The organism is Halpernia humi, assembly GCF_900108025.1.
GTDB classification, from domain to species: domain Bacteria; phylum Bacteroidota; class Bacteroidia; order Flavobacteriales; family Weeksellaceae; genus Halpernia; species Halpernia humi.
The window spans coordinates 19,932-39,694 of the sequence record NZ_FNUS01000008.1 but is presented as its reverse complement, the minus strand read 5'-3'; the positions used below and the strand labels follow the sequence as shown (position 1 = coordinate 39,694).

Genomic DNA, 19,763 nt, shown 5'->3' with positions numbered 1-19,763 from the left:
AAAAATAACAAGTTTAAAACTGAGCTCCGTAGGAGCGACAAGGTTTAATCTTCATAAAATTCAAAGATATATTCATTTTTGTATTCAATTTCAAATTTATTTAAAAATTCGACATATTCCTCTTTAAAAGATTTTATCTTATGATGCTCCTTTTGATTTATAATATATTTAACAACTTTATCAATCTGGCTTTTTGAATAAGAAAATGCGCCATATCCTTCCTGCCAATTAAATTTACCATTAAACCAATTTTCATCATTCATCATTTTTGAAGAATTAGATTTAATATCTCTTACCAAATCAGGAATTAAGATATTTAAATTATTATAACCCATTAAAATATGAAAATGATCTGGATTTGCATAAATAGCCAAAAGTTTTTGTTTCTTATTCTGAATAATACCTGTTAAATATTTTTCTAAACAAATACGTTTCTCTTCATTAATTAATCTTTCTCTGTCCTTTACGGCGAAAATAAACTGAATATATATTTGAGAATAGGTATTTGCCATTTTATTTAATTTAAAATTAGTGTCGCGCCTACGGCGCTTTCCTTTTATTCTGCATAAATTTCTACAAAGGGTTGGCTTTTGCGAATCCCAAGTACAAATTATTGCCCTAAAATTTCATCCAAAAGCGAATTTAATCGCGCCAAATCTTCTTTCATCACGGAAGAATAAGGGTTTTGACTTTTTTTAATTAAAACTAAAGCTTCTTTTATTTTATCTAGATTTTTACCTGTTTTAAGATGGAGTTTTTGTGCGAAATTATCATCTAAATCTGATGTTTCGAGCATGAATTCTAACCGCACTTTATGTAGAAAATACTGTGATTTTTTCGCCATCATATCGTGGAAATCGCCTTCTTGAAGATAAAGATTTCCGATACTTTTTACAAATTCTACTGATTTGTTTTTTGGAACTTCTATAATCGGAATAATTCTTTGCTTGCGACGAACATTAAATAAAACAAACAACAGCAAACTTGCCAAAAGCAAATACCAAGCGTATCTTAACGCAGGATTTGCCAAAATAAAACGCATCGGTGAAGGTGCAACCGCATCTGAATCTGAATCTGCCGATTGTCTATTTAAAAACCAAACCGTTTTTCGAACTGGCAAATAAGAAAAAATATCTTGCAAATATTTCTTGTTTCCGGGTTTTAAAATATAGTAGTTTGTTAACACCAGAGGTTCAGAATGCAAATAAAAATGGCCTTTTCCATAATTTACTTTTATAAAATTAGCCTGCAATTCTTCCTTGTAAAAATCTGACTTTCCTAAAATTTGATTTGTTGGTTTCAAATAATAAAAACCATTGCTTCCTGGGAATTTATCTAAAAGTAAACTGTCATTTTTAAATTTAATATCAGTGAGTTTTAAGACATTTTTATCTTCATAATTCACAACTGTAGTGAGAAATTTTAATTTATCTGAAAGATTTTTTGGGAATTGATCATTCAGCAAAAACGCATCTGATCCTTTTTTTACCTGTTCTAAAATTTTATTAATAGAGGCATCACCAAAATTATTTTGTACGACCAAAATATTGTGTGCTGGCATATTCACATGGTCAGAATAATAAGAAAAGGGCGATCTCTTTGATTTTTCAACCTTATTATTGAGTAAAGAATTCACTTCTTGGTTAAAAACATACAAACCAAACGGACTTTTTTGGTCAATATCGAAATTCTTACGCCAATCGGTAACGTCTTTCTTTGTCAGTTCTAAAACTGCCATTAAACCCACAATGACGAGGAACAAAATACCATATATTTTTAAAGTTTTATTCATTACAGTTTCGTGTTTTGAAATTTACTTTTATAATATTGATAATCGCTTTCTGAGATGGAAAATTCGCCATACCAAACATAATCAAAAATATAAACCAATTCTAAAAACGAGGCTTTTAGGCTAGAATCTTTGAATTCAACGGCATAATCTTTATTGGTTTTTTCTGGCATCCAAAGAATTTTATTTTTATCTGAAAGCTGCTTTAAAACCTGCAAAAATCTGTAGCGAATGGCAGAACGGAAATCTTTTTCAAGTTCAAATTTTGCAATAATTTCAGGGAAATTAATCTCGTGGATGTTTTCAGTAATTTCTCCTTCTTTGATGGCGACTTTCTTATTTTTTTTGCCGAAAAAGAAGTTGCCATTTTTAGACATTAAATATTTAATTAAAAAATAAAGCAAAAAGGAAAGCGCTAAAATACCCAGAAAACGCAAAAAATTAATGGTGTATCGATTGGCCGTCATCACATCAATATCACCAAAAATTTTGCGAAAAAGTTTGGCGATATTTCTTTTAATTCTTTGCCAGAGAGATTCGTGTGGTTTTATTGTAGAATAATCAAAATCTTTCCCACGGTACTTTTCTTGAAATTTATCTGTAAAATTTTTGGGATAAACGGCGTTTTCTGTCTCGTAATTTTTAACCAATATAGAATCTGCGGGAAGCATATCTACTTTGGAACTATTTACAGAATCTAAAATTTTGGTCACGGGCATTTTACCTTCTTGCGCAGATAAAAAGGTTATAGAAAAACTTAGAAAAAATAAAATGGATTTAATTTTCATTTGCACCTATACTTTCAATTTCAGTAAAATCTTTATTTTGGTGCAAATCTAAACGGCTGTCGTAATAAATAAAACCCGCGTTAATATAATTGGCGTTCATTAAAACAAACGTACATAAAATAGAAATTGCATAAAAAATAAAGAAAATGATGCCCATTGTACTATTGAAAAAATTACCAAATGCCGCAGGTTGATTTTGAGTGGGAACGGTAAAAACTGAAACCATCATTAAAATCATGGGTACAAAAAGTATCACGCTAGAAATGGTTTGCACAATTAGATACATCACCAAAGAGGAAGCCCAATATTTCCAAAATGGCGATTTTAAACGGCTGTTGCTATAAGAAAACTGGCTTCTAAAACCGTAACTTAAAGCGGCAAAAAAACCATTTTCAGTATTAAAATAATGAAAAAGCGTCAAATTTACAACGTTTGCCAAAACTGGAAATATTAAAATTAAAAGAAAAAAACCGATAATGATGAACATTAGAAAAAATGAAATCGTCATTAAAATTGCGGTAAGTGGCAACATGATGAGAAACATACCTAAAACAAATTTTATGAATTTCCAGATGTTCTTTTTAAAATCGCCCAATAATTGAGCGTTTGTGATATTTTTATCGCCCGTTTCTGATAATCTTTTAAGATAAAGAACGGGAAAAGTGTAGATTAAAAAAATACTTATTAATCCCAAAAGCAAAAACACTAAGCCGAAAACCACCATCATTGCGGCATTTTCTTGAAAATATTGCTCGAAATAGTAAGATTGTCCGCTTACATTTCCGGCAAATAACTGTGCGAAAATATTTTTGTAACCGACTATATAAAGCACCACTAAAATGAGCAATAAAGTGCCATTTAATGCTAAATAATTTTTAAAATAATTTTTGCCATAGGTTTTAAAAAAATTAAACGTATCGCTAATTAGTTGTCCGAAATCTCTCTGTTGGTAAAATTGCATCTTTGGTAATAGTTTTATGTCTAAGGACAGAATAGATAAAATAGTAAAAAACGATGATGGAAAGTGTGCCGAAAATTATAATTATGTTCAAATAAATAGGCATTTTTAAAGCATATCTTGTAACGAAACCTTCGATTAATCCAGCAAAAATAGTGAAAGGAACGGTAGATAGAAAAATTTTGAAACTGTCTTTGAAACCGATTTTAAAGGAATTCATTCGGCTAAAAGTTCTTGGAAATAAAATAGATGCGCCTAAAATTAAGCCCGCCATCGTTTCTATCACCATACCAAAAATTTCGAAAACACCATGTAACCAAATGCCGCGCGCACTTTCTTTTAGAGCACCTTGTGATTCAAAAAAATATTGAAACGCACCGAGCATTATAGAATTTTGAAGCATCACATACAAACTTCCGATGCCACCAAAAACACCATAAACGTAAAGTTTTGCACCAACAATTAAATTATTAAAAATAATAGCGAACGCAGTTCCCCAGTTAGAGCCACTTGCATAAACACCAACTGCATCGCCTTTCTTGATATTTGCAATCGTCATATTCACATAATCGTCACCCAAAATTAGTCGCGGAAAATCTTTATCATAAAAACTAGAAATAAAACCAATCGCGGTAAAAAGGAAAAAAAAGATAAACGCATAAAGCATATATCTTCTGTATTGATAAACCAAAAGCGGCACTTCAGTCTTAAAAAAATGCACAAAACGGTTTTTCTCGATTCTTTTCGTTTTATAAATCTGCTGAAAAATTTGCGCAGAAAGATGGTTCAAGTAAACGCCAACCTTACTTTTCGGATAATAAGTTTGGGCGAAAGACAAGTCGTTTACAAGATTGATGTAGATTGAAGAAAGGTCATCGGGATTTTTTTTAATTTTTCCGCTAATGATTTGTTCAATTCCCAACCATTTTTCTTTATTTTGTTTAATAAAAGCAACCTCTCTCATAATTAGTTGCTAAAATATAAAATATGTCTCAAATTCCAATTAATACTTCGCAAAATGTTAATATAAATTTTGCCACTGCGAGTGTGGGCGAAAGAATTGCCGCATTTTTTATCGATTTAGCAATAATGATTTCCTACATATTGGTTATTTTTTATGTTTTTTTTAAATTATTAAATTTATCGGCTTACGTTGCAACTTTAGACGATTGGTCGGCGAGGACGATTTTCATTATTTTATATTTGCCCGCAATTGTTTACACACTTGTTTTAGAAAGTTTGATGGAAGGCCAAACTTTCGGCAAAAAATTAATGAAAATAAGAGTGGTGAAAATCGACGGATACCAAGCGAGTTTTAGTGATTATCTCACGCGTTGGTTTTTTCGCATTTTAGAAGTCTGGACCAATAGCGGTGTGATTGCGCTTTTAAGCATTATTCTATCAAAAAACAATCAAAGATTAGGCGATATGGCGGCTGGGACAGCGGTGATTTCTTTAAAAAACAAAATCAATATTTCGCATACTATTTTGGTTAATTTAAAAGAAGATTACGTTCCAAGTTTTCCAACGGTGGTTTCTTTAAATGATAATGACATGCGGATCATTAAAGAAAATTTCCAAAAAGCGATGAAGATTGATGACCGACAATTGATGACCAAACTTTCCAATAAAATAAAAGAAACGATGAAAATTCAGGTGGATTCTCGTGATTTTACCGAGCGACAGTTTATCCAAACAATTATTAAAGATTATAATTTTTATACTGGGAAAGATTCATAAGCAAAGGTATTTGTGTTTGGTATTTGGTAAAAATAAACCCTTTCAAATTTGAAAGGGTTTATTTTGTTTTTCAAAATTTAATCTCTTCTCTCAAGTCTCAAATCTCAAATCTCAAATCTCTTTTAAGAATTTTCCAAAATATAAGAAAACATCAGCGGCGCACAAATCGTCGCATCACTTTCTACAATAAATTTCGGGGTGTGAATATCCAATTTTCCCCAAGTAATTTTTTCATTTGGAACAGCGCCAGAATAAGAACCATAACTCGTCGTAGAATCTGAAATCTGACAGAAATATGACCAGAACGGAATATCCGTCATTTCCATATCTTGGTACAACATTGGAACCACGCAAATTGGGAAATCACCCGCAATTCCGCCACCAACTTGGAAAAAACCAACGCCTTTTCCGCCAGAATTTTTAGGATACCAATCTGCTAAATACATCATATATTCAATCCCAGATTTCATGGTGGAAGGATTCAATTCACCTTTAATACAATAACTGGAAAAAATATTTCCCATCGTAGAATCTTCCCAACCTGGAACCACAATTGGCAGATTTTTTTCCGCCGCAGCCAACATCCAAGAATTTTCTTTCGGAATTTCATAATATTGTTCTAAAACGCCTGATAAAAGCAATTTATACATATATTCGTGCGGGAAATAACGCTCGCCTTTCGCTTCTGCATCTTTCCAAATTTCTACAATATGTTTTTGCAAACGTCGGAACGCTTCCTCTTCCGGAATACACGTATCGGTCACACGGTTCAAGCCTTTTTCTAATAAATTCCATTCATCTTGCGCGGTTAAATCTCTGTAATGCGGCACTCTTTCGTAGTGAGAATGCGCGACTAAATTCATTAAATCTTCCTCGAGATTTGCGCCGGTGCAAGAAATAATATCTACTTTATCTTGACGGATCATTTCCGCTAAAATTTTCCCGATTTCTGCGGTGGACATTGCGCCCGCCAAAGTAATCATCATTTTTCCGCCGTCTTTCAGGTGCGCAACATAGCCTTTTGAAGCATCTACTAACGCCGCAGAGTTGAAATGCAGGTAATATTTTTCTATAAATTCCGTGATCGGTTTGCTCATTGTTTTAAATTTCAACAAAGATAATATTTTAAAATTTTGGGAGCAAGAAGTCAGTGTGAGGAACGAAGCAATCTTTAATGTCATTGCGAGGAACAAAGCAATCTGTTGTAGTTATCGTAAAAATAATTAGGAGCAAGACAGTTTTCGCATTTTTGAAGATTGGTCCCGCTTTCCGTTACAATCTTTTATCCCGATTTAAAATCGGGATAAAAGGATTTCCACTACAATCGGGGCTAGAATTTCGGGTGGTTTTTCTTTCCACGAGAAGAAAGTTTAGTTAAACAAAAAATAATTCATCTGTTTGCGGTTTACCGCAACTATCATAATGTTTATTTTTTTAAATTTGACATCTAGATAAAATATGAAAGTAGTTTTACTTTTAAATAAGTTTGCTATAATTTTATAAAATAATTAATACCAATACTTTATATAAATAATAAAATTAAATAATTAACAAATGAAAAGAATTTTTATTCAATTTACTCTTTTAGTTGCAACATTTTCTTACGCTCAAACACAAACTAAAGTTGAAAATGTGCAACAAACTTCCCAGAACTCACAAAAAATAATTCTTCCTGAAGGAACACTTGTTAAAGCGTCTTTGAAAAGTGAAATTCGTGGAGGAAGTATGAAGGTAGGAGATCAAGTAGAATTAATACTTAACCAACCATTAGTGGTTGGAGACCAAGTTGTAGTTGCACCAGGCGCAAAAGTGATGGGTACAGTTACGGAAGCAAGAGCGAGTGGAGTTTTAGGAAGAAAAGGAAAATTAGGGTTTTCACTTGATTATCTCTACCTTGATAACGGACAAGTTATAAAATTAATAGGCCAAACTTCAAAAAATTTAAAGGGTTCAGGTGTAATTGTTGGAGTTGCTACCGCAGTAAATCCATTAGGATTATTAATACCCGGAAAAGGAGCAAAATACAAAGCAGGAACTGTTTTTGAAGCGTATATCGCCAAAGATACCGAATTGCGAAAATAATAAACTACTTCAGATGTCGCGGATTTGCAAACCAAAAAAGTAGAGAAATTAGAAATAGTAAATTCTTTCATTTCTGCCCTTGCTCCCGCACGATTGCATCGTGTCGTTAGAATATAAGAAAAGGTATAAATGAAAAATTGATTTAGAAATAGAAAGAATTTCAGAAGTAAGAACTATATTTTATAATTACAAAAACCACACGAAAGGATTCGTGCGGCGGCGTGGGCCGACAATTGTGAAACCATCGTTGCATTCGCACGACGTTTTCACAACTGTCGCCTTTGACGCATTCTGAAAAAGAAGTTTTCAACTTCCTTTTCAGAACGACGACAAAGCCCAGCCGTACGTTACCTGCCATTTAAACAAACCCTAGAATAAAACGACAAACACTAATGAATGAATATAACTTCTTGAACCTATCATCATTTGAATTTGAAAATTTTTCTAGAGATATTCTGCAAGAAAAACTTGATGTATTTTTTGAAAGTTTTACAAGTGGACAAGATGGCGGAATTGACTTGAGAGCCACGATTAATAAAGACGAAAACATAATCGTCCAAGCAAAAAGATATACAAAGTATAGTGATTTAAAATCTACTTTAAAGAATGAATTAAAAAGTGTACAATCTTTAAAACCTGATAGATATATTATTACCACTAGCGTAGGTCTAACACCACCAAATAAAGCAGAAATACTGAAATTATTTCACCCCTTCATTAAGTCAACAGAAGATATATTAGGACAAACGGATTTAAATAATCTTTTAGGATTGCATCCAAAAATTGAAGAAAAGTATTATAAGCTATGGCTCACTAGCACAAATATCCTAAATAGACTTATTAACAGCACAGTATATAATCAATCGAAATTTGAACTTGACGAAATAAAAGAAACTTTAAAAGTCTATGTTCAAAACAATAGTTTTAAAGAAGCTTTAGATATTATAAAAACGAATAATTATGTGATAATTTCTGGAATTCCAGGAATTGGAAAAACAACATTGTCAAGAATGCTAGTTTATAGACTTTTAGCCAAAGACTTTGACGACTTCGTTTATGTATCTGATAGCATAAATGATGCTTATTCATATTACGAAGACGGCAAAAAACAAATATTCTTTTTTGATGATTTTCTCGGGAGAAACTTTTTAGAAACTGGATTATCAGTGAATGAGGACAGTAAATTATTGAAATTCATAGAAAAAATAAGAAAATCGAAGAATAAAATATTCATTCTCGCTACGCGAGAATATATATTAAATCAAGCCAAAAATTCTTTTGAATCTCTAAATAATCCAGCATTGGAATTAGTTAAATGTACTTTGGATTTGTCAAAATACACCAAAATTATTAAAGCAGAGATTTTATATAATCACCTCTTTTTTGCTGATGTACCGAAAAAGCATATTCAAAATCTTGTTAAAAACAAAAGCTACGTAAAGCTTATCGAACATAGAAGTTATAACCCTAGAATAATTGAAACATTTGTACAAAATCAATTTTGGGATGATTGTGAACCAGAAGAATTTTCAAAAACAATTTTATCTTTCTTTGATAATCCGGAAAGCGTTTGGCTTCACGCTTTTGAAAATACAATTTCAAAAGGTTCTCAAATTACTCTTTTAATTTTATCAACTATTGGAACACCTGTTCTTTTAGAGGATTTAAGAATTGCACTTAACTCATTTATTATTGCCAATGTCCAGAAGTATCCTTTAAAAATAGATTCTATTGAGTTTAGAAAAATAATTAAAGAACTAGAGAGTACTTTCATTAGTACTAAAATGGATTCTTACAAAAAAATTGCAATTGAGTTTCAAAACCCATCAATACAAGATTTCTTAATAAACTATGTCAAAGGTAAAAATGAATTAATCGAAGATTTAATAAACTCTTTTTCTTTTGTAAGTCAATTTTTTAGAATTTTTACTTTTGATAAATCCGAAAATGAATTTAACCGAAGAATATCATTAAATAATAATCTTCTAGAAAAATATGTAGATAAAATTATTTCGGATTTCACTTTATTCAAATCCTCATATATCTACAGAGCAAATTTTGCTAATAGCAATCGATTTGGATGGTACAAGACAGATGGGTTTAAATATTCATTTCTAATCCAAATATTGGAAGAATTAGAAAATTCATCAAATCAAAAATTATATGATTTTGTAATTCAAGAATTTCAGCAGAGTATTGAACCTGAATTTGAGGGATATAGTGAGCGAAAATCCTATATTAAATTATTAAAAAAACTTAAAAAGAATGAGATAATAATTAGTAGTGAAAAACTGATAAAAGACTTCGCCAAAAAAGTAAATTCGATAGAATCCCTGAAGGATTTCTCTTCACTCAAAGAATTATTTTCCGATGAGTATGAGGATTTTGTATCAAGTCCAAAGTTTGTAAACAAAATCGAGGAAGTGGTAGAATATGAAATTGACTCAACAGAAGTTAACCAATATGAGCAACTAATCGATGAACTAAAAGAATTAGAAAAGGATTTTGATTATTTGCTAGACGCAGAAATTAATAATCTATCAGAAAAGCACGCTGAATTAATGGACGAAATTGATAGAAAAATGGAAAAAGAGGATATGGATTATTCTTATGAAGCTCAAGAGTATGAAGAAGCAATGGAAAGAGAAGAACAATTTATTTCAAACCTATTTGATGGATTGGCTGAAGAATAAAAACGGCAGGTAACAACGTATATAATCCATTGCTAGTACTCGCCTATTTACGAAAATCCTCGCGGATTTTCTATTCGGTTTTTATTTGCTAAATTACGTACTAAACCACGCAACGTATCATATACAAAACCGTTGGGAAATTGTCCTACCATTAAAAACAGTTGATTTTTCGCTCTATCGATTTAATTATAATTAAAAGAAAATTAGTACACTAATTTAACGTTAATCCGAATGCTAAATCCAAAAATACTTAAGTAAAAGAATAATAAAAATAAAAAAACCTATGATAAAAGGACTTTACGAAACGCATTTGTATGTCGAAAATTTAGAAACTTCAATTGATTTTTATAAAAACATTCTCGGATTAAAACAATGTTATTTTGAAGAAAAAAGAAGAGCCGCATTCTTTTGGATAGGACAACCAAAAGAAGCAATGTTGGGACTTTGGGAAAAGCCAAAATCAGAAATTGATATTCGGCATTTTGCTTTTCGGTGCGACAAAGAATTTATTTTGAACCAAGCGACAGATTTTTTAAATAAACACCAACTTAAACCCTACAATTTTTTAAAAGATGGAACAGACAGGCCAATGGTTTTTTCGTGGATGCCTGCAATTGCCATTTACTTTAATGATCCAGATGGACATATTTTGGAATTTATTTGTATTTTAGACCAAAAAGAAAGACCAGAATTGGGAGTGATTTCTTATGAAGAATGGACTAAAATTACTGAAGAAAACTAAAAAAATTCTAAATTTTAAAATGCATCCACTTTTTAAAGAACAGGTTTTTGAAATCATAAAATTAATCCCAAAAGGAAGAGTCACTTCTTATGGCGCGATTGCAAAAGCGGTCGGTTTTCCCAATCATTCACGGCATGTTGGAAATGCCTTGCGCAATTATGAGGAAGATTTTCCGGCGCATCGGGTTTGCAATGCTTCGGGTTTTATCACGGCCGATTGTTTGGAAAAATTTACTAAAAAATTGGAAAAAGAAGGTGTTTCGGTTGAAGGCAATAAGATTCAAAATTTTAAAAAAATCTTTTGGAATCCTTTGGAGGAATTGTAGTCAAATACAAACCTTAAAGGTTTGATTAAGTGAAACCTCATAGGTTTTATAAAACCTATGAGGTTTTTTAGGTTTAAACGAAATTTCATTCTCCCCGAAAATTTCGGTTGATTTTTTTCTCGGATAATTTCTTTTTATCGTTCAAGCGTTTCTGGATTTTAGATTTTGAAGGTTTGGTTTTCAGCCGTTTTTTGGGAATAATTAAAGCCGAATTTACCAATTCCAAAATTTTTTCAGTAGCCAATTTTTTATTTTGATACTGCGTTCTAGTTTCAGAAACAGTGAGTTGCAAAACACCTTCAGAATTGATTCTGTTGATTAATTTATCGTAAATCCGCGATTTTTGAAAACTTGAGAAAAACTGGCTTTCGCCGCCTTTCCACATCACGGTAACTGCGGTTTCTACTTTATTCACGTTTTGCCCGCCTGCGCCGCTGCTGCGGGAAGTTTTGTAAAATAATTCTGTAGAAAAATCAATCATTATTCTCGATGATTTTTTTAGTTTTTAATCTTAAAATTTTCCCTGTTTCAGAACGTGGAAATTCTTTTAAAAATACAACTTCTTTTGGTTCTTGATTTTTGGTCGGGGAACTTATCGTCTTTATTTTATCCAAAATCTGTTCGTCTTTTTCGCCTTCAATGGCCAAAACCAATTTTTCGCCAAGTATTTCATCTTTAATACCAACAAAAATGAGTTCATTTGAAATTTCTTTTTTAACTAATTTTTCTAAAACTTCTGGTGAAATTTTTAATCCGCCAGAATTGATTATAAAATCGGCTCGACCTATAAATTTAAACTGATTTTCATTTTCTAATTCTACAATGTCGTTGGTTTGCAAAACTTCAGAATTCAACATTGGAGCAAAAATATTTAGACAATTTCTTTCATCTAATGAAATTTTAATGCCTTCAAAAACGGTGAAAAATTCTTCACTTTCTGGCGCAATTTGTTTTAAAGCAATGTGAGAAAGTGTTTCGCTCATTCCGTAGGTTTCGTAAATTTCAGATTTAAGATTTGGAATTTGAGATATTTTAAATTTTAACTGCTCTGAAACTTTTGCGCCACCGATAATTAATTTTTTAATGAGATGTATTTTATCCAAAGAATTTTCAACTTGCAAAGGCGTCATCGCACAAAAATCGATTTTTTCCGAGAAATTTTCTAACGGTTTTAAAGAAGAATTTTCAACAAAAATTTTCAAGTTTCTTTCTATTGCTCTCACAAGCATCATTTTTCCAGAAATATAATCGACTGGCAAACACAATAAAGCGGAATTTCCATCTTTTAAATTTAAAAAATCGCAAGTCATTTTTGCAGAAGAACGCATTTTTTCTTTTTCGACTTGAATGATTTTTGGCGTTCCCGTGGAACCGGAAGTTTTTACGAAAACATATTTTTCGTCAAAAAACCAAAGTTTAATGAAATCTAAAACGTCATGCTCAAATTTAGTTTTTGGAGCAAGTTTTTCAAGATTAAAATTTTGGAAATCGATGAGCATAAGTTCAGAGCAAAATGTTGAAGTATTATATAAACCACAAAAGTAGCAAAAGTTTATTTTGCTTTAAAGATATAATTTAACCTGTTGTGCATTTAGACAAGCTGCATAATTAGCCGTAAATCAAGTTAAACGCAAAGGCGCAAGAACTTAGTTATTCTGAAAATGGAGTTCTTTTTCAATATTGTTCATTTTTTCTACAAAGATATTGCTCCTCCGGAGCAATTTTATTTTTCGGAAAATTCACAGATAAACTGTTAATATATAAGGCTTTAGCCGAAATTATTTATTTTGACTAAAAGCCAATACTAATTTTAAAATCAAAAAAAATGAGCTTAAGCCCATTCCTATTGATTTTACTACTTTATTTTACAAAAAATTAAATTTAGTTTAATCATTAAAAGTGACACTAATGAAAGTTATTTGTACACAAATTTTCATGCTTTAAAGGCAGAATAGTTTTACTGATTTCGAGTTTTGAAAATATGAATGCTCCCGCGTGAGGGCGTAGGCGGAACTCTTTTTTATAATTTTTTCCAAAAAAAATTATAAAAAAAGTGGGAGCCGAAGACCGACCGCTTTTTTTGGAGCGGCGCGAGCGAAGCGAGCGCCGATCCAAAAAAAGGGGACACGCCCAAAATATTCTACATTCTGTTTACGACACCAATGCCCAATAAAGCCAAACATTTTTTGATGGTTTGTGCCGTAATTGCAGATAATTTTAGTTTGAATTGCTTCTCATTTTCATCTTCTAATTTCATGATATTATTGTTTTGATAAAATGAGTTGTAAGATTTTACTAATTCGTAAACATAGTTGGCAACTTGCGCCGGGCTCAATGTTTCAGCCGCTTTTGAAACTATATCTTTATAATTTGAAAGTTGAAGAATGAGTTCTTTTTCAAAGGTATTAATCTTAATTTCTGAACTTATTTTTTGATTGTCGTTAAAATTCGCCTTGCTTAGCAATGATTGAATTCGAGCGTAAGTGTATTGAATAAATGGACCTGTATTTCCCTGAAAATCTATACTTTCGGCCGGATTGAAGAGCATTTTTTTCTTGGGATCTATCTTTAGCATAAAATATTTCAACGCGCCTAAGCCAACAGTTTTGTAAGAATCTTCTTTTTCTACGGGTGAAAGATTTTCTAATTTGCCCAATTCTTGTGCTTTTGCTTTGGCCGTTTCCACCATTTCTAGCATCAAATCGTCGGCATCCACAACTGTTCCTTCGCGAGATTTCATTTTGCCATCGGGTAATTCAACCATTCCGTAGGATAAGTGAAAGAGTTGATTTGCCCAAGTGTAACCTAATTTTTTTAGAATTAAAAATAAAACCTGAAAATGATAATCCTGCTCATTTCCAACGGTGTATATTAATTTTGAGATGTTATTTTCTTTAAATCTTTGAACTGCTGTTCCTAAATCTTGGGTCATATAAACAGCGGTTCCATCGGAACGGAGCAATAATTTCTCGTCTAAACCTTCATCTGAAAGATCGCACCAAACGGAACCATCTTCTCTTTTATAAAGCACGTTTTTATTTAAACCTTCTTCAATAATGTCTTTTCCTAAAATGTAAGTCTGACTTTCATATTGAACTTGATCGAAATTAACACCTAAATTTTTATAAGTTTCTTCAAAACCTTTATAAACCCACGCATTCATTTTATTCCAAAGTGTGCGCACTTCCGGATCGTTTTTCTCCCATTTTAGAAGCATTTCTTGGGCTTCTAAAATTAAAGGTGCTTGTTTTTTGGCAGCATCTTCATCTAGCCCATTTGCAACTAATTCTGCAATTTGCTTTTTATATTCTTGATCAAATTTCACATAAAAATTGCCAACTAATTTATCCCCTTTTAGATGTTCACTTTCTGGTGTTTGGTTATTTCCCCATTTTTCCCAAGCGAGCATAGATTTGCAAATATGAATACCACGATCATTTATAACTTGTGTTTTGATGACATTATAGCCGTCTTCTTGCAAAATTTCCGCGATGGAAAATCCTAAAAGATTATTTCTGATATGCCCTAAATGAAGTGGTTTATTGGTATTTGGCGAGGAATATTCTACCATTACGGTTTTGTTTCTATTTACTTTTTTGCCAATTTCACTACTAATGAAATCAAGTTGTTTTAGAAAAAAGCTTTCTTTAATAGTGACGTTTAAGAAACCTTTCTCAACCATAAAACTTTTTATAAAATTTGTTTTGATGACAAGTTCATTACCTAAAAGAAGCGCTAACTCTTCTGGTTTTCTTTGTGCCACTTTAACCAGCGGAAATACAACTATGGTATAGTCGCCTTCAAAATTGGTTTTATTATCTTGAACTTCAAGTTCTAATTGATCAACCTGAAAAATAGAAATTATTATTTCTCCAAGGCTTTTTTGAAGTTGTTCTTTAATATTCATAGTTTGATATTTGTTGTTTTTAAAATCATATTTAATCGCTGAAACGATAGATTAATTGCAAAACTTATCTTTTGTTTCTATTTGCAAATCTTAGCGATTTCATAGATTAAAATTTCAATATGCAAAGATAAGGAAATAAAAAAACCGCCCGAGGGCGGTTTGAGAAAAAATTATTTAAACTGAGGATTAAAATTTATCCCAGAATAATTTAGTAGTTGCCTTATCTCCTCCTATTTTAGAAGCGGCAGCAGTTACATTTCCTTTATTAAGAACATACTCTTGATCAGAATATGGCATTCTTACAGGTACTCCATCTAATCTAGAATTTGTTGGGTTTACAAAAACTGGATAATCTAATCTTCTTGAGAAATTCCATTCCGCAAAACCTCTATTGTGTAAAGCGATATACGCTTCTTCACCAATAGATTTTTTCCAGTTTGCTGCATCATAAGGATGCGCAAGAAGGTAAGCACTAGTATCTCCAGCCGCAACTCCATATTCATTCATAGAATTTGTAACAGCCATTTTGTACCATGTATCAGCAGTTCCACCAACAGAATAACCTCTTGCAGCTGCTTCTGTAAGCATAAATAATACTTCAGTGTAACTTAAAAGAGTAGCTGGCGCCGTTGGTTGCAACCATGTTGTTTCTTGATAGTGAGAATAATTTGGATAAGGGTTTCCATCACCAAATACACCTCCAACATAAGCCCCTCCAACTGTTGTAAAATACATAGGTCTTCTAGGATCCATTTTGGCATTCATCATATTGACAACCAATTCAGAAGGTACAAAATCCTTTCTACCAGATGCTATTAAATCATCAAACAATGGATTAGAAAACAGACCACCTGGAAATGCTAACGCATAAGAATCAGCATCTGAAGTCATCAAACCACTAGCGTAAGCTGCTTCTCCAGCCGCCTTCGCGGTAGCGTGATCAGTATCATCAAGATTTAGTGCTAGTCTTAATTTTATTGAATTAGCTAGTTTCTTCCATTTCATCATATCACCACCATAAACCAAATCCTCAGAATAACCAGTTCCTGCAGTAATGGTAGGGATTACAGCATTTATTCTTTTGAACAAATCTGTATAGATTGATTTTGCATCATCATAAGCTGGTGCAAACTGACCCGTACTTGCTTGCAATGCTTGGGTATAAGGAACGTCACCATAAGTATCAACGATTGTTTCCCAAGCAGAAATTTCAGCAATTTCTAAAGTAGCCATTTTATTGGCATCTCCACCTTCAGCAACTAAATTCTTTTTTGCTTGCTCGTAATTATTTAATACGCCATTATACATAACGTTAAAATTATTACGCGGTTGATTTCTTGTAACTATATCATAGTTAGTTTCATCTGTATAGGTTGTTTCAGCCCACATTTGGGTGAAAAACTTAAAGTTATTATAGTTTACACTTCCGGTGTAAGTATAATAAAATTGTTGTTGTTGCCCTTTTGCCATTAAATTAGCAGAAGGCAAAACGGTCGGGTGTTTCGGATCTATGTTCAAATCAGTAAGATCACTTGTACACGAAGACAAAGCCATCCCTGCGAAAACCGTTCCTAATATTATTTTTGATATATTTTTCATTTCTTTTTAAATTTATTAATTAAAATTTAACGGTTACATTTACACCGATGTCTCTTGTAGTAGGAAGTGAACCTACACTGAAACCAGGATTTCCAGTTTCGATGCCATTTACCGAACCACCTACAACCGCTTCAGGATCTGCGTAAGGTAAGTTTTTGTGGATGATCCATAAATTTCTACCCACTAAAGATATTTTAGCATCTGTAAGGAAAGTACCAGCAATTAGGGATTTTGGTAATGTCCAACCAATACTTGCTTCTCTTAATTTTACGTAACCACCATCATATACAAATCTTTTCGCAGGCATTCTTGCGTAACCGTCTAATGAACCAAAAGAACTTGGATTTATTGTAGTAGTTTGGTTGACTTGCCCATTAGGGTTTACACCTGGCCAAACAATACCGTTTTCACGAACACCATTTGCAGCTGTTTCAGGATATAAACCTGTTGCTAAACCATAATATTGATCAAGTGAAAAAATATCTCCACCTTTTCTAACGTCTATTAAGAAGGACACTGAAATACCTTTATAGTCAAAAGTATTTCTAACCCCACCTAACCAATCTGGTGTTGTATTCCCAATAATTTGATTAGTTGTAGATTTGAGATATCTACCAGTAGTCGCACTGATGACTGGTTGCCCATTAATATATTGATAGTCGCTACCTACCAATGCACCAAAAGCATAACCTTCAGTGGCATTTAATGAAACTCCTCCTTGGTATGAACCTAATAAAATATTAGACACATCTGTGGTTTCATTATGTAGTAATGAAACTACTTTATTCTCATTTTTAGACCAGTTGGCATCGATTTGCCAAGTAAAGTTTTGAGATTTAATTGGCGTTAAACCCAATTGAACTTCAATACCTTTATTATCAATTTGTCCTGCATTAATATTTGCGGTGTATAATCCACTACCTCTAGAGATTGGAAGACTGATAATTTGGTCTAGTGTTTTAGTTTTATAAGCCGCTACGTCTAAAGTAATTCTATCTCTTAAAACGTGAATCTCTGTACCTACTTCAATCTCTTTAGATCTTTGTGGTTTCAAGTCAGTATTTGGTAAGGTTGTTTGACTGCCAAATAAACCTGTCGTACCAAATAGACCTGTAGAACCATAAGCATTCGAAGTATAATATGAAGGTGCAGTTCCACCAACTTCCGCGTAATTTGCTCTTACTTTCCAGAAATTCAACCAAGAAGGTTTGAATAATTCAGATAAAATTAAAGCACCAGTTACAGAAGGATACCCATACACGTTATTTCCAGCTGGTAAAGTTGAAGATTTATCAACTCTATATGTTCCATCTAAATAGAATATTTTATAAAAATCAAATGATGCTGTAGCAAATAAAGAGTTTGATTCTGTTGTAGCTTGACTTTCAGAAGGTGCTAGAGTTGCTCCCGCTGAATTGGATAATGAATACAAACCAGGTACTACTAAACCACCTTCGGTAGAGTTATAGATAGAACTAGAATAATTTCTTCTTACGTTACCACCTGCAACACCACTTACATTAATTTTATCAGTAATATCAAATTTATAATTTAATAATAAATCGTAATTAGTCTCATTTCGGTTAATATTTTGTCTTGCATAACCGGAAGTTGTACTGTTACCAGACTGGCCAAAACCTTGCGCAATTGAACCAGCTGCTAATCTATTTTCTATAAAAAGATCAGTATTATCATAAGACACTTTACCGGTTAAAGAAACATGCTTACTAAAATCATAAGTAAGGGAAGCATAAGAGAAAGATCTCGTTCTACTATCCGTAGTTTGATTTTCTAAAGCTTGGAAATAAGGGTTGTTCCAGAAAATTGCAGTAGCATCATCGGCACTATTTCTATTCCATGAAATATTTTGGTGTCCGCTTTGCTCATACGCTCTTTTTTGTTGAAGAACATCCACGTTTACTTGCCACCACTCTCTAAAACCAGTAATGAAGTTATCACCATAGTTAGTAGTTGCTCTACCTGCCGTTTTTTGCAAAGTTAATGTGGTATATACAGACGTGTGTAATTTATCTGTAAGGTCATAATTTATTTTAGCAGATAAAGTATTTTTGTTAATCTTAGAACCTGGCATCAAACCATTTTGCTGAAGATTATCAAAACCAATATTAATATTTTTACCTTTAGTTCCTTTTGCTAAATTTACACTATTTGTAAATGAAAAAGGAGTATCAAAAAATTTGATTGGTCCGTTTTTCGCCGCTACCCAAGGTGTAGATTTTTTATAATTTGGTGAATTTGGATCAAAATAATCCCATCCATAAACCTGCAAATTTGGATCAAATTTTGGCCCCCAAGAAGCATCCTCTGGGAAATTAACGTAATCTATACCATTAGGTCCTGTTCCTGTGTAAAATGATGGGTCATAACCAGCACCATATTCTGTTTGATATTCGGGGAATGTAGATTTATCAATAAAACCCGCTTGAACAGCACTAGATAGCGTTACACCCCAAGAACCATCATCTTTACCACGGCCATTTTTAGTTGTAATAACAATTACCCCGTTCAAACCTCTTTCACCATAAAGAGCAGATGCAGCAGCACCTTTCAATACGTTTACAGAAGCAATGTCGTCTTGGTTAATATCAGATAATGCATTTCCATAATCTGTTTGACTGCCATAAGTTGTGGAGTTATTAACTGGCGATCCGTCAATCACGATAAGTGGACTACCGCCACCTAAACTTTTAACACCCCTAATCAATAAGTTGGCAGTACCGCCAAAGTTGTTGTTGGTGTTTACTTGCAAACCCGCTACCTTACCAGATAATTGGGAAGCAATGTTTCCTGTGTTTGTGGTCCCATCAGAAAGCGCATCCGCTTTAATCTCTTGAGACGCATAACCTAGAGATTTTTTTTCTCTTTGAATACCCAAGGCAGTTACAACAACGCCTTCGATATCTTGCACATTAGCAGAGTCTTTTTTTTGTTGAGCATTTGCGATTGCAAATGATGAACTTAAAACTACTGCTAAAACGCTTGTTGTTAGTTTCTTCATATCAAATTAAATTTTTCATTGCCACAAATTTGCAAAACTTTTATAAGACGACCAAATATTTTTGTTAATAATTCTTAATAAATTTGGGGCGTATTTCACTTTTAAAGCATAAATTTTTAGA

16 protein-coding genes are annotated in these 19,763 nt (G+C 32.5%); 5 read left to right on the top strand and 11 right to left on the bottom strand.

Going from position 1 to position 19,763, the window contains the following annotated elements:
- Window positions 1-44: 44 nt before the first annotated feature.
- The 5 genes from C4S29_RS13815 to C4S29_RS13795 form a co-directional block, all read right to left on the bottom strand.
- Window positions 45-512: a transposase gene (locus C4S29_RS13815; RefSeq protein WP_103914700.1), complete on the bottom strand. Its 468-nt coding sequence runs from the start codon at window positions 510-512 to the stop codon at window positions 45-47.
- Between the two features lie 98 nt (window positions 513-610).
- The gene (locus C4S29_RS13810) at window positions 611-1,792 is read right to left on the bottom strand and encodes a DUF4350 domain-containing protein (protein WP_103914699.1); all 1,182 of its coding nucleotides are present in this window, start codon (window positions 1,790-1,792) and stop codon (window positions 611-613) included.
- Window positions 1,792-2,577 (bottom strand): DUF4129 domain-containing protein, encoded by a 786-nt coding sequence (locus tag C4S29_RS13805; RefSeq protein ID WP_233740565.1) that lies wholly within the window; start codon window positions 2,575-2,577, stop codon window positions 1,792-1,794. The genes C4S29_RS13810 and C4S29_RS13805 overlap by 1 nt, the downstream gene beginning before the upstream one ends.
- Window positions 2,567-3,538 (bottom strand): DUF4013 domain-containing protein, encoded by a 972-nt coding sequence (locus C4S29_RS13800; protein WP_103914698.1) that lies wholly within the window; start codon window positions 3,536-3,538, stop codon window positions 2,567-2,569. Before C4S29_RS13800 ends, C4S29_RS13805 begins: the two co-directional genes overlap by 11 nt.
- A complete protein-coding gene (locus C4S29_RS13795; RefSeq protein WP_103914697.1) occupies window positions 3,498-4,499 on the bottom strand; it encodes a stage II sporulation protein M in 1,002 nt (333 codons plus the stop codon). Before C4S29_RS13795 ends, C4S29_RS13800 begins: the two co-directional genes overlap by 41 nt.
- A gap of 23 nt (window positions 4,500-4,522) precedes the next feature.
- Between C4S29_RS13795 and C4S29_RS13790 the strand changes: the two genes are divergently transcribed.
- Complete coding sequence (locus tag C4S29_RS13790; RefSeq protein WP_103914696.1) at window positions 4,523-5,275, top strand: RDD family protein; 753 nt, start codon at window positions 4,523-4,525, stop codon at window positions 5,273-5,275.
- Window positions 5,276-5,397: 122 nt separating this feature from the next.
- Here the strand turns inward: C4S29_RS13790 and C4S29_RS13785 are convergent, their stop codons facing one another.
- Window positions 5,398-6,372, bottom strand: a complete 975-nt coding sequence (locus C4S29_RS13785; protein ID WP_103914695.1) for a deoxyhypusine synthase family protein — start codon at window positions 6,370-6,372, stop codon at window positions 5,398-5,400.
- A gap of 457 nt (window positions 6,373-6,829) precedes the next feature.
- Here C4S29_RS13785 and C4S29_RS13780 point away from each other — a divergent pair, with 457 nt between their 5' ends.
- The 4 genes from C4S29_RS13780 (at window position 6,830) to C4S29_RS13765 (ending at window position 11,117) form a co-directional block, all read left to right on the top strand.
- Entirely contained in the window at window positions 6,830-7,357 is a 528-nt protein-coding gene (locus tag C4S29_RS13780; RefSeq protein WP_103914694.1) for a hypothetical protein, read from the top strand.
- A gap of 392 nt (window positions 7,358-7,749) precedes the next feature.
- Window positions 7,750-10,050 (top strand): nSTAND3 domain-containing NTPase, encoded by a 2,301-nt coding sequence (locus tag C4S29_RS13775; protein ID WP_103914693.1) that lies wholly within the window; start codon window positions 7,750-7,752, stop codon window positions 10,048-10,050.
- Between the two features lie 283 nt (window positions 10,051-10,333).
- On the top strand, window positions 10,334-10,792 hold the full coding sequence (locus C4S29_RS13770) for a VOC family protein (RefSeq protein ID WP_103914692.1): 459 nt from the start codon (window positions 10,334-10,336) through the stop codon (window positions 10,790-10,792).
- A gap of 19 nt (window positions 10,793-10,811) precedes the next feature.
- Window positions 10,812-11,117, top strand: a complete 306-nt coding sequence (locus C4S29_RS13765; RefSeq protein ID WP_103914838.1) for an MGMT family protein — start codon at window positions 10,812-10,814, stop codon at window positions 11,115-11,117.
- A gap of 85 nt (window positions 11,118-11,202) precedes the next feature.
- On the opposite strand, the gene arfB is transcribed toward C4S29_RS13765, so the two are convergent.
- The 5 genes from arfB to C4S29_RS13740 all read right to left on the bottom strand — a co-directional run bounded on the left by arfB (window position 11,203) and on the right by C4S29_RS13740 (window position 19,642).
- The gene (gene arfB / locus C4S29_RS13760; protein ID WP_103914691.1) at window positions 11,203-11,598 is read right to left on the bottom strand and encodes an alternative ribosome rescue aminoacyl-tRNA hydrolase ArfB; all 396 of its coding nucleotides are present in this window, start codon (window positions 11,596-11,598) and stop codon (window positions 11,203-11,205) included.
- Entirely contained in the window at window positions 11,591-12,616 is a 1,026-nt protein-coding gene (locus C4S29_RS13755) for an AMP-binding protein (RefSeq protein ID WP_103914690.1), read from the bottom strand. Before C4S29_RS13755 ends, arfB begins: the two co-directional genes overlap by 8 nt.
- A gap of 641 nt (window positions 12,617-13,257) precedes the next feature.
- Window positions 13,258-15,024: an arginine--tRNA ligase gene (argS, locus tag C4S29_RS13750; RefSeq protein WP_103914689.1), complete on the bottom strand. Its 1,767-nt coding sequence runs from the start codon at window positions 15,022-15,024 to the stop codon at window positions 13,258-13,260.
- 186 nt (window positions 15,025-15,210) lie between these two features.
- On the bottom strand, window positions 15,211-16,578 hold the full coding sequence (locus C4S29_RS13745) for a SusD/RagB family nutrient-binding outer membrane lipoprotein (protein WP_233740564.1): 1,368 nt from the start codon (window positions 16,576-16,578) through the stop codon (window positions 15,211-15,213).
- Between the two features lie 64 nt (window positions 16,579-16,642).
- Window positions 16,643-19,642, bottom strand: coding sequence for a SusC/RagA family TonB-linked outer membrane protein (locus tag C4S29_RS13740; protein WP_103914687.1), 3,000 nt, complete (start codon window positions 19,640-19,642; stop codon window positions 16,643-16,645).
- Between the last annotated feature and the right edge of the window lie 121 nt (window positions 19,643-19,763).